Origin of the sequence: Micromonospora sp. ATA51, assembly GCF_016802855.1 — a bacterium.
GTDB lineage: Bacteria > Actinomycetota > Actinomycetes > Mycobacteriales > Micromonosporaceae > Micromonospora > Micromonospora sicca.
On the sequence record NZ_JAEVHJ010000216.1, the window covers coordinates 1 to 11,435 of the forward strand.

The window sequence follows — 11,435 nt, forward strand, 5'->3', positions numbered from 1 at the left end:
CCGGTGGACGTGGCCTGGCGGCCGAAGGCGTCCGACGGCGGCAGCCTGCGCGCCGCGGTGGCGGCCGAAGGCGTCCGACGGCGGCAGCCTGCGCGCCGCGGTCGGCGGCGGCAACGTGCTGGTCCGTGACGGGGCGGTGCAGAACATCGCCGACCTGACCCTCGCCCCGCGCACCTCGGTCGGCTTCTCCGCCGACGGGCGCAAAATGATCATGTTGACGGTGGACGGTCGGCAGGTGGACAGCCGCGGCGTCACCCAGACCGAGATGGGCCGGATGATGGTCGAGCTGGGTGCGTACACCGCGCTGAACCTCGACGGCGGCGGCTCCTCGACCCTGCTCGCCCGGGAACCGGGCGCGGCGGCGGTGCAGGTGGAGAACAGCCCCTCGGACGGCAGCGAGCGTCCGGTCCCCAACGGCCTGGCCATCTACGCGCCGAAGGGCAGCGGCCGGCTCACCGGGTACTGGCTGGAGACGGCGAGCGACCCGACCGCCGCGCCCGGCGTCGCCCCGATCCGCGGTGGCCGCCCGGACCGGGTCTTTCCCGGCCTGACCCGCGGCTCACCGCGCCGGCTACGACGAGACGTACGGCCCGGCCGCCGGGGCGCCGCAGTGGCGGGCGAACCCGGCCGTCCACGGAACGGTGGACGACGAGGGCGTCTTCCGGGCCGGCGCGCCCGGCCGCAGCACCGTCACCGCCTGGCGGGCGGAGGCCGGCGGCACCCTCGACCTCACCGTGCTCGGGGAGCTGGACCGGATCGACTCCACCGTGGACCGGCTCGGTCTGAACCGGCAGGGCGACACCGGGCTCTTCGGGGTGGTCGGCTACGACGCCGAGGGGAACACCGCGCCGATCGAGCCGGCCGACCTGAAGCTCGAGTACGACCCGAAGCTGCTCGCCGTCACCCCCACCGGGGACGGCAACCTCTCCGTCAAGGCGCTCGGCGAGAGCGGCTCCGGCCTGGTCACCGTCCACGTCGGCAAGCTCACCACCGTGCTGCCGGTCACCGTCGGACTGACCGACGTCCCGGTCGCCGGCTTCGACGACGCCGCGGCCTGGAAGTTCAGCCAGGCCCGGGCCAGCGGCTCCGTCGCGCCCGCGCCGGGCCACACGGGCCAGGGCCTCAAGCTGTCGTACGACTTCAGCCAGTCCACCGGCACCCGGGCCGCGTACGCCGACCCGCCGGCCTGGATCGAGGTGCCCGGCCAGCCGCAGGCGTTCGGCATGTGGATCTACGGCAACGGCAAGGGGGAGTGGCCCAGCCTGCACCTGCACGACGCCCAGGACACCCAGCACGTGCTGCGCGGCCCGTACCTCACCTGGACCGGCTGGAAGTACGTGGAGTTCGCGGTGCCGGCCGGCGTGCAGTACCCGGTCCGGGTCCGTCGGTTCTACGTGGCGGAGACCAACCCGGCCGCGGAGTACACCAGTCAGATCGTCATCGACGACCTGGTCGCGAAGGTGCCCCCGACGATCCAGGCGCCGCCCGAGGAACCGCGCACCGACCGGGCGGTGCTCCGCGACGGCACGGTGGACGGCGCGCCCTGGCGCTTCGCGGTGCTGTCCGACGCCCAGTTCGTCGCCGCCGACCCGGACAGCGACCTGGTCGCCCAGGCCCGCCGTACGCTCCGCGAGGTCAAGGCGGCGAAGCCGGACTTCCTGGTCATCGACGGGGACTTCGTGGACACCGCGTACCCGGCGGACTTCGCGCTGGCCAAGCGGATCCTCGACGAGGAGCTGGGCGGCGAGCTGCCGTACTACTACGTGCCCGGCAACCACGAGATCATGGGCGCCCCGATCACGAACTTCCAGCACGTCTTCGGCGCCACCTCGCGGGTCTTCGACCATGACGGCACCCGCTTCGTCACCCTGAACACCGCCACCGGCTCGCTGCGCGGCGGCGGGTTCGACCAGGTGCAGCTGCTGCGCGACACGCTCGACTCCGCCGCCGCCGACCCGGCCGTCGGCTCGGTCGCCGTGCTGTTCCACCACCCGCCGCGCGATCCCAGCCCGGCGAAGGCGAGCCAGCTCGGCGACCGCAAGGAGGCGGCGCTGGTCGAGCAGTGGCTGGCCGACTTCCAGCACCGCACCGGCAAGGGCGCGCTCGTCGTCAACGGGCACGTCGGCACCTTCGACGCCGACCGGGTGGACGGGGTGCCGTACGTCATCAACGGCAACTCGGGCAAGAACCCGTCCACGCCGCCTCAGCTGGGCGGCTTCACCGGGTGGACCGAGTTCGGCGTCGACCCGGTGACCCCGCAGGAGGCCGAGCGGGCCCGACGCGACCCGCTCGCCGAGGGGCCACGCTGGGTCGACGCGGAGTTCCACGCCCACGTCGACCGGCTCGCGCTGGCCGCGCCGGCGAGCGTGGTGGTGGGCGACCCGGCGGCCGTCACGGCGACGCTGATCCAGCCCGGTGGTCGTACCGTGCCGGTGGCCGCCCCGGTCAGCGCCGACTGGTCGGGCTCGCCGAACCTGCACATCGGCCCGGCCGACGGGGTGAAGCCCTGGCACGTGGCCCGGTTCGACCCGGCCACCGGCCGGCTGACCGCGCTGCGGCCGGGGGCGCAGGTGCTGCTCACGGTGACCGTCAACGGCGTCCGCGCCGAGGCGACGGTCGCCCTCACGGCGGCGACACCTGGGGAGGCACCCGCCGCCTGACCGTCGGCCCCGGGGCGCGTGGCGGACCCGTCACGCGCCCCGGGCCGGTCGGTCAGAAGTCGCCCTCGGCGACCTGGAACACGGTCAGGCCGAGCGAGCGCCACATCCGCACCACCTGCATCCGGTCGTCGAAGACGCCCACCACCCGGTACCGGTCCCGGATCTCCCGTTCGTAGATCTCCTGCTTGACGATCGCGTCCTTGCGGTGGTCGCCGACCGCCCGCAGGTGCAGCGCCAGATAGGGGACCTCGACGTGCCGGGCCAGCCAGGCCTCGGTGTCGGCCCGGGCCGAGGCGTCCCGACCGGAGCAGAAGACCACCCCGTGGCCGGCCGCGTGCATCGCCCGCACCGCCGCGATCACCGCCTCGTTCGGCGCGTCCTCGCCCACCCGGGTCATGTCGTACGGGCTGCGGGAGACGTTCAGCGCCACCGTGCCGTCGATGTCCACCAGCACGATCGCCGGCGGCTCGGGGTGCGGCGGGTGGACCGTGGCCGGCGGACCCGTACGGGCCGTCGGCACCGGTAACGGTAACGGGCGGTTGGCCAGGTAGCGGTCGTGCAGCCGGCGGATCGCCGCCTCGCCGACCCGGTCGGCCTCCGGCCGCGCGGCGTCCCGGCGCAGGCACTCCTCCAGCGGGACGTCGGTGAAGTCGTGCACCTCGAACGTGGCGCCGAACCGCTCGGCCAGTTCCGCCCAGTCCCGCAGGGTCCGGGCCCGCAGGTTGGTGTCGTCCACGCAGACGCTCACCCGGGCCGCCAGCAGCGCCTCCACCTGGGCCCGCTGGGCCCTGCTGACCTGCCCCTCCGCCCACTGGGTGAAGAGCCGCTCGCCGTGCATCATCCGGCGCAGGTCGTCCCGGTTGACCCGGACCACACCCGGCTGGAGCCGGCGGGCGAAGGTCGTCTTGCCGGAGGCCGGCAGGCCCCGGGTCGCGATCAGACGGAACATGCCCTCCACCCCGGTTCGTCCGGTCCCGGTCCGCGCCGGGGTTCTGACGGTACGACCTGGCGAATGCCCACGGGCGGGGCGGGAATGCGTACGGGAGGGTGAGCGTTACCCCTGCCGGACCACCTGTGCGGCCCGCTCCTCGGGTCGGCCGACGCCCATGGCACACTGGTCAATCGGCCACCGGTTCCGGTTCACGCCCGAGCCCGTCGTGTACGACGGGGACACCGACGGCGACCCGGCGACCACCCACGAAAGGACCGAGGCGAGATGAAGCCCAACACCCACCCGGAGTACGTGACCACCGAGGTCAGCTGCTCCTGCGGTAACACCTTCACGACCCGCAGCACCGCCAAGGGCGGCGCCATCCACGTCGAGACCTGCAGCGCCTGCCACCCGTTCTACACCGGTAAGCAGCGCGTTCTCGACACCGCCGGCCGGGTCGCCAAGTTCCAGCAGAAGTACGCCAAGGTTCAGCCCAAAAAGGCCAAGTAGCTTCTCCGACGACGCCCGTGTCCGGCTCCGTGCCGGACGCGGGCGTTCGTCCGTTTCCGTCAGTTTCCACCCATCCCGCCCGGTTGTCGTCGAAGGAGCACCCCCAGCATGAGCAGTGAGCGCCTGGCCGCCCTCCTCGACGAGTACGCGGAGCTGGAGAAGCGGCTCGCCGACCCGGCCATCCACGCCGACCAGGGCACCGCCCGGCGGGTGGGCCGCCGCTACGCCGAGCTCGTCCCGCTGCACAAGGCGGCCGGCGAGCTGGAGCAGGCCCGCGCCGACCTGGTCGCCGCCCGCGAGCTGGCCGCCGAGGACCCGGCGTTCGCCGCCGAGGCCGAGTCGATCGCGGCGACGCTGCCGGCGCTGGAGGAGCGGCTGGCGGAGCTGCTGATCCCGCGCGACCCGCACGACGCCAAGGACGTGATCGTGGAGATCAAGGCCGGCGAGGGCGGCGAGGAGTCGGCCCTGTTCGCCGGCGACCTGCTGCGGATGTACACCCGCTACGCGGAGCGGCACGGCTGGGTCACCGAGGTGATCGACGCGCAGGACTCCGACCTCGGCGGGGTCAAGGACGTCTCGCTGGCGATCAAGACCAAGGGCGTGCCCGAGGGCGGCAACGGCGTCTGGTCCCGGCTCAAGTGGGAGGGCGGCGTGCACCGGGTGCAGCGCGTGCCGGTCACCGAGTCGCAGGGCCGGATCCACACCAGCGCGGCCGGCGTGCTGGTGCTGCCGGAGGCCGAGGACGTGGACGTCACCATCGGCCCGAACGACCTGCGGATCGACGTGTTCCGCTCGTCCGGGCCGGGCGGCCAGTCGGTCAACACCACCGACTCGGCGGTCCGGATCACCCACGTGCCGACCGGGATCGTGGTCTCCTGCCAGAACGAGAAGTCCCAGCTGCAGAACCGGGAGCAGGCGATGCGGATCCTGCGTGCCCGGCTGCTCGCGGCGGCGCAGGAGCAGGCCGACGCGGCCGCCTCGGACGCCCGTAAGGCGCAGGTCCGGACGGTGGACCGCTCGGAGCGGGTTCGCACCTACAACTTCCCGCAGAACCGGATCACCGACCACCGGATCGGCTACACCGCGTACAACCTCGACCTGGCCCTCGCCGGTGAGCTGGACGGTGTCCTCGACGCCCTGACGGAGGCCGACCGGACCGCCCGCCTGGCCGGGGAGACCGAACTGACCCGCCGCTGAGCACCCGCCCGCCGCCCGGCCCGGCCGAGCGCGGGGTCAGGAGGCGCGGAGGCGGGACTTGGCCCGGAGCATCTCCCGGTCGGCCAGTTCGAAGGCGGCGCCGAGGGCCTCCCGCAGGCCGTCGCCGGTGCCGCTCACCTCGGCGAAGCCGATGCTCACCCCGACCGGAGTGCCGGGCACCAGGGACTCCCAGTCCTCGGTGCGGACCGCCGCGTCGATCCGGCGGGCCACCTCGGCGGCCTCCGACATGCCGGCCCCGGCCAGCACCACCACGAACTCGTCGCCGCCGTAGCGGGCCACGAAGTCGCCGCGCCGCATCACCCGGTTGATCACTCCGGCGATCCGCTGGAGGACCAGGTCACCCGAGTGGTGCCCGTGCCGGGTGTTGACCGCCTTGAAGCCGTCCAGGTCGCAGACGCCGATCACCACCCGCTCGCCCCGGGCCACCACCGCGCCGATGTACCGCTCGAGGCGGCGCCGGTTGGGCAGCCCGGTCAGCGGGTCGGTGAGCGCCTCGCCCTCGTACCGGGCCGCCTCCCGGCGCATCTCCTCGTGGTCGATCCGGGCCGCGATCCCGTCGATGTAGACGTCCCGCAGCCGGTCGTTGCGCTGCGCGGCCAGCCGGAACGCGTGCCGGTCGGCCCGATGCGCGGCGGCGTGGTCGCCGGCCCGGGCCAGGGCGATGCTGCGCAGCCGGGCCGGTTCGGCCGCGCCGAGCGTCTCGGCGGAGACCTGGGCGGCCTCCAGCCGGGTCACCGCCTCGATCGGCCGTCCGTCGGCGACGGCCAGGCAGACCTGGCCGAGCTGACGCATGTCCCGCGCCCGGGCGCTGTCGCCGCCGTGCCCGAGCAGCCGGGCCGGGTCGGCGTCCGTGCCGGACTCCACCCGGTCGCCGAGGGCGGCTCGGCGGGCCGCCGCGTAGCCGTACGCGGCCAGGCTGCTCGGCCGCAGGTTGCCGGCCCGCCCGGCGCGCAGGAACCGGTTGAGGTCCCCGGCGACGTCCCGGAGCACCCGCAGACAGCCGTCGCTGTCCCCGTTGTGGTCCAGCGCGACCGCGTTGCGCAGCCGGATGCCGGGGGCGGCGAAGGTCTCCTCCGGGATGCCGGCGGTCAGCCCGACCTGGCGGGCCCGCTCGATCGCCCCGAGGGCATGGCCGTGGAAGCTGAGGTAGGAGTAGGCCATCGCGAGGTCGTGCCAGCCCCAGGCGGTGTCCCGGTCCGGGTCGTCGACGGTGCCCAGCCAGCGGGAGGCCTTGACCAGGTGGGTGACGCAGCGGTCCAGCGCTCCCTGGTGGTGCGCGGCCAGCGCGGCCAGCGCGTTGAGGTGCCCGCGCAGGTACGGCTCGGCCAGGTCGCGGGTGGCGCTGGAGGCATCCTCGATGGCCCGGGTGAACTCCGCCGTCCGACCGAGATTGATCAGCGCGGAGAGGCGCTGGACGCGGGCGTCGGCCCGGGCGTTCGGGTCGGCGGTGGTGCGGATCACCCGGTCGAGGAGGGCGCAGGCCTCCGCCGAGCGGCTCGCCTCCTGCAACGCCCGGGCGTGCTTGAGGGCGTCAACCTGGTCGTCGACCCGGTCGAGCCAGCCCACCCGAGACCTCCCTGTCGGTGTGCGTCCGGACGCACCCGCTCGTGATGCCACCCGCGACGATTCATGATTATGTCGTGACCTCCCTTCCGCAACACCCGTCCAAAGGGACAGAACGCGAGCGGCCCTCACTGGCGATCGCCCGGGCGGCCCGCGCGCTGGCCGAGGCGGGGGTCGAGGCGCCCCGGGCGGAGGCCGAGCTGCTGGCCGCGTACGTGCTGGACGTGCCCCGGGGCCGGCTGGCCCTGGCCGACGGGTTCACCGCCGACGACCTCGCCCGCTTCGACGCGCTGGTCGGCCGGCGGGCGGCCCGGGAGCCGTTGCAGCACCTCACCGGCGTCGCCGGTTTCCGGCACCTGGAACTGGCGGTCGGCCCGGGCGTCTTCGTGCCCCGGCCGGAGACCGAACTGCTCGCCGGCTGGGGGGTGGAGCAGGGGCGATCGCGGAACGCGCCGCTGGTGGTCGACCTGTGCAGCGGCTCCGGCGCGATCGCTCTCTCCGTCGCCCAGGAGCTGCCGGACGCCCGGGTGGTGGCGGTGGAGCGGTCCCCGGCGGCGCTGGCCTGGCTGCGGCGCAACGCCGCAGACCGGGCCGCCGCGGGGGACACCCCGATCGAGGTGGTGGCCGCCGACGTGACCGACCCGGAGCTGCTGGACGAGCTGGTCGGCCGGGTCGACGTGCTGCTCTGCAACCCGCCGTACGTGCCCCGGTCGGTGGCGGTGCCGCCTGAGGTGGCGGGGCACGATCCGGACGAGGCGGTCTTCGGCGGGGCGGACGGGCTGGCGGTGATCCGGCCGGTGATCGGCCGGGCGGCCGAGCTGCTGCGCCCCGGCGGGGTGCTCGGCGTGGAGCACGACGACACCCACGGCAGGGCGGTGCCCGAACTGCTCGCCGCGGACGGCCGGTTCACCGCCGTGGCGGAGCACCGGGACCTGGTCGGCCGGCCCCGGTTCGCCACCGCGTCCCGGCGGGCGGACGGCCAGCACGCCACCGGCGGCCCGGCGTGGCAGACTGGCTCCTCGTGATGCTCTACGACTGTCGGTCGCCCGCCGACCGGGACCGCGGCATCGCCGCTGCCATCGAGGCGGTCAAGAACGGTGAACTGGTCGTTCTGCCGACCGACACGGTCTACGGGATCGGCGCCGACGCTTCACCCCGTACGCGGTGAAGGCGCTCGCGGACGCCAAGGGCGGTTCGCGGCAGGCGCCGCCGGTGCTGATCGGGTCGCGGCACACCCTCGACGGCCTGGTGTTCTCGCTGCCCCGCTCGGCGCGCGAGCTGGTCGAGGCGTTCTGGCCGGGGGCGCTGACCATCGTGGTGGAGCACTCGCCGAGCCTGTCCTGGGATCTGGGCGACGCCAGCGGCACGGTGGCGGTGCGGATGCCGCTGCACCCGGTGGCGCTGGAGGTGCTGCGGGAGACCGGACCGATGGCGGTGGCGTCGGCCAACAAGGTCGGCCAGCCGGCGGCGGTCACCGCCGAGGAGGCGCGGGACCAGCTCGCCTACACGGTCCGCGCCTACCTGGAGGCCGGGCCCGCCCCGGACCCGGTGCCGAGCACCATCGTCGACCTCACCGGCGAGGTGCCCCGGGTACTGCGGCAGGGCGCGGTCCCGTTGGAGAAGCTGCGCGACGTGGTGCCGGACATCCTCGACGAGCGGGGGGTCTGAGTGCCGCCGTTCACGGTCCTGCACGTCTGCATGGGCAACATCTGCCGTTCTCCGATGGCCGAACGGCTGCTGCTGCTCGCCGTGCGGGAGCGGCTGGGCCGCCTCGGGGTCGACCCGACCCGCTCGGACGAGCTGCTGCACAGCCACAGCGCCGGCACCGGGGGCTGGCACGCGGGCGAGGAGATGAATCCGCCGGCGGCCCGGCAGGTGGTGTCGCGCGGCGGTGACGTGGACGGGTTCGCCGCCCGTAAGTTGCGGTCCGACCTCATCGACGCGGCCGACCTGGTCCTCACCGCCACCGCCGACCAGCAGGAGTACGTGGTGGCGCTGCGTCCGGACGCGGCGGCGCGCACCTTCGTGCTGGGCGAGTTCGGGCGGCTGCTGGCCGCCGTGGACGCCGCGGGGCTGCCGCCGGTCGAGGCGACCCCGGATGCCGTGTACGCCCGCGGGGTAGCCCTGGTGGCGGCCGCCGACTCGGCCCGGCAGGGGGCCTCCGCACTGCCCGGCCGACGACCTCGACGACCCGTGGGGTCGCGGTGACCAGTGCTTCAGCCGGGTCGCCGACGAGATCGAGGAGACGGTCCACCCGCTGGCCGCCGCGCTGCTGCCCTGAGCCCTCCGGCCCCTGAGCGCTGGGGTTTCTGTCCACCTTCATCCTTCTCCGCGAAATTCCTGCGTGTTTCGGGGGAAGCGGGCGGCGTGACCGCTGTTTCCGGTCATCCTGAACGGGTCCGAACGTGGCCGGCTCCTGCGGGGAGAGCTGATGAACCGGGCCCATCTCGACAAGTTGTTCACTGTCCTGCTCGCCGGCGTGCTCGCCGGGCTGGCCCTGGCGGCCGCCGCGCTGCCGGTCGCGCTGGTGTTCGGGCTCGGCTTCGCGGGGCTCGTGCCCTACTCGGAGCTGCCCGAGTCGCTGCGTACGCCGCAGCCGGCCCAGCGGTCCAACCTGTACGCCAGCGACGGGCATACCCTGATCACCTCCTTCTATGTGGAGGACCGGGTGGACGTGCCGGTGGCCGAGGTGGCCCTGGTGATGCGGCAGGCCATCGTGGCCGCCGAGGACGTCCGGTTCTACCAGCACCACGGCGTCGACGTCCGCGGCGTGGTCCGGGCCTTCACCGTCAACAGCCGGGACGGCCGGACCCGGCAGGGCGCCTCCACGCTGACCATGCAGTACGTCCGCAACGCGCTGGCGAACGATGCCCGGCTGACCGAGGAGCAGCGGGCCCAGGCCACCGAGATCAGCGCCGGCCGCAAGATCCGGGAGATGCGCTACGCGCTGGCCCTGGAGCGGGAGCTGGACAAGGACCAGATCCTCAGCCGGTACCTGAACATCGCCTACTTCGGCGCCGGCGCGTACGGCATCGCGGCGGCCAGCAAGCGCTACTTCTCGACCGAGCCGGCGAAGCTGAACCTGGCCCAGGCGGCGCTGCTCGCCGGCCTGGTCCGCTCGCCGGACAGCGACGACCCGATCAACGGCGACGCCGACGCGGCGCTGGGCCGCCGGGCGTACGTGCTGGACCGGATGGTGGAGACCGGCCAGGTCGCCGCCGCGGATGCCGCCCGGGCCAAGGGCGAGCAGCTCAACCTGCGACCCAGCGCGACGCCGAACGACTGCGCCGGCGTGGCCGCCGAGCACAACGACTGGGGCTTCTTCTGCGACTGGTTCACCCACTGGTGGAAGGCGCAGCCGGCCTTCGGCGGCTCCGCCGACGAGCGACAGCGGACGCTGCGCCGCGGCGGCTTCAAGATCGTCTCCTCGCTCGACGCGGACGTGCAGCGCAAGGCCAACGAGCAGGTGCTGCAGGTCTACGCCGTCGACAACAAGCGGGCCGCGCCGACCGCGGTGATCCAGCCGGGCAGCGGGCGGGTGCTGGCCATGGCGGTGAACCGGCACTTCAGCGTGGCGGCCAACCCGCGCGGCCAGCAGAACTATCCGAACACCGTCAACCAGCTCGTGGCCGGCGGCGGGGGCATCGTCGGCTACCAGGCCGGCTCGACGTTCAAGCTCTTCGCCCTGCTGGCCGCCCTGGAGTCGGGGCTGCCGCTGGCCACCACCTTCGACGCGCCGTCCCGGCTCGTCACCGGCTACTCGGTCGAGGGCGGTACGGCCAGCTGCGGGGGCCACTGGTGCCCGAGCAACGCCAACCCGGACTGGATGGACGGCGACCACACCATGTGGAGCGCCTTCGGCCGCTCGGTGAACACCTACTTCGCCTGGCTGACCGAGAAGGTGGGCGCCGACCGGGTGGTGGAGATGGCCGAGCGGCTCGGCATCGTGCTGCGCGCCAAGGACGACGAGGCGCTGGCCCGCTACGGCGCGAAGCAGTGGGGACCGTTCACCCTCGGCGTCGCCGCCACCACCCCGCTCGACCTGGCCAACGCGTACGCCACGGTGGCGGCCGAGGGGACCTGGTGCGCGCCGACGCCGATCACCTCGATCAGCGACAGCACCGGCCGGAAGGTGGCCGCCGGGGATCCGGACTGCCGGCAGGTGCTCGACACCGAGGTGGCCCGCGCGGCGGCGGACGCGGCCCGCTGCCCGGTCGGCGACCAGTCGATGTACCGGCGCTGCGACGGCGGCACCGCCGAGGAACTCCAGCCCGGGCTGCGCCGGCCGCTGGCCGGCAAGACCGGCAGCTCAGACCGGAACGCCACGGAGACGGTGGTGGCCTTCACCCCGCAGCTCGCGGTCGCCACCATCGCCGCCAACCCGGACGACACCCGGGACGCGGTCGGCGGCGGCGTGCAGGCCCGGCAGATCGCCGCCGTGGGCCGCCTCCTCGCGTACGCCCTCCGGAACCAGCCGGTCCTCGACTTCGTCCCCCCCAACGAAACCACCGCCTACCGCGTCACCGCCCCCCGCACCGGCAACTAACCCCCAC

At 74.2% G+C, this 11,435-nt stretch carries 7 protein-coding genes and 3 pseudogenes; 8 read left to right on the forward strand and 2 right to left on the reverse strand.

The annotated features are described in order from the left end of the window. Nucleotides 1-136: 136 nt before the first annotated feature. Together JNW87_RS26485 and JNW87_RS26490 are read left to right on the forward strand one after the other, a co-directional pair. Nucleotides 137-370: pseudogene (locus JNW87_RS26485) on the forward strand (phosphodiester glycosidase family protein); the annotation flags it as partial. 271 nt (nt 371-641) lie between these two features. Then, entirely contained in the window at nt 642-2,660 is a 2,019-nt protein-coding gene (locus JNW87_RS26490) for a metallophosphoesterase (RefSeq protein WP_238454629.1), read from the forward strand. Nucleotides 2,661-2,712: 52 nt separating this feature from the next. Here the strand turns inward: JNW87_RS26490 and JNW87_RS26495 are convergent, their stop codons facing one another. Next, nucleotides 2,713-3,609 (reverse strand): AAA family ATPase, encoded by an 897-nt coding sequence (locus tag JNW87_RS26495; protein ID WP_109804950.1) that lies wholly within the window; start codon nt 3,607-3,609, stop codon nt 2,713-2,715. Nucleotides 3,610-3,876: 267 nt separating this feature from the next. On the opposite strand from JNW87_RS26495, the gene rpmE reads away from it, so the two are divergent. Further along, on the forward strand, nt 3,877-4,101 hold the full coding sequence (gene rpmE, locus JNW87_RS26500) for a 50S ribosomal protein L31 (RefSeq protein WP_109804941.1): 225 nt from the start codon (nt 3,877-3,879) through the stop codon (nt 4,099-4,101). 108 nt (nt 4,102-4,209) lie between these two features. After that, the gene (prfA, locus tag JNW87_RS26505) at nt 4,210-5,298 is read left to right on the forward strand and encodes a peptide chain release factor 1 (RefSeq protein ID WP_109804940.1); all 1,089 of its coding nucleotides are present in this window, start codon (nt 4,210-4,212) and stop codon (nt 5,296-5,298) included. Nucleotides 5,299-5,334: 36 nt separating this feature from the next. On the opposite strand, the gene JNW87_RS26510 is transcribed toward prfA, so the two are convergent. Further along, nucleotides 5,335-6,885, reverse strand: a complete 1,551-nt coding sequence (locus JNW87_RS26510; protein WP_109804939.1) for a GGDEF domain-containing protein — start codon at nt 6,883-6,885, stop codon at nt 5,335-5,337. A gap of 44 nt (nt 6,886-6,929) precedes the next feature. Between JNW87_RS26510 and prmC the strand changes: the two genes are divergently transcribed. From prmC to JNW87_RS26530, 4 genes and pseudogenes are all read left to right on the forward strand, one after another. Continuing rightward, the gene (gene prmC, locus JNW87_RS26515; protein ID WP_109804948.1) at nt 6,930-7,907 is read left to right on the forward strand and encodes a peptide chain release factor N(5)-glutamine methyltransferase; all 978 of its coding nucleotides are present in this window, start codon (nt 6,930-6,932) and stop codon (nt 7,905-7,907) included. Then, nucleotides 7,907-8,550: pseudogene (locus tag JNW87_RS26520) on the forward strand (L-threonylcarbamoyladenylate synthase). Before prmC ends, JNW87_RS26520 begins: the two are co-directional and overlap by 1 nt. Beyond that, nucleotides 8,551-9,163, forward strand: a pseudogene (locus JNW87_RS26525) (phosphotyrosine protein phosphatase). It begins immediately after the preceding pseudogene. Between the two features lie 150 nt (nt 9,164-9,313). After that, a complete protein-coding gene (locus JNW87_RS26530) occupies nt 9,314-11,428 on the forward strand; it encodes a transglycosylase domain-containing protein (RefSeq protein WP_238454630.1) in 2,115 nt (704 codons plus the stop codon). Nucleotides 11,429-11,435 lie beyond the last annotated feature (7 nt).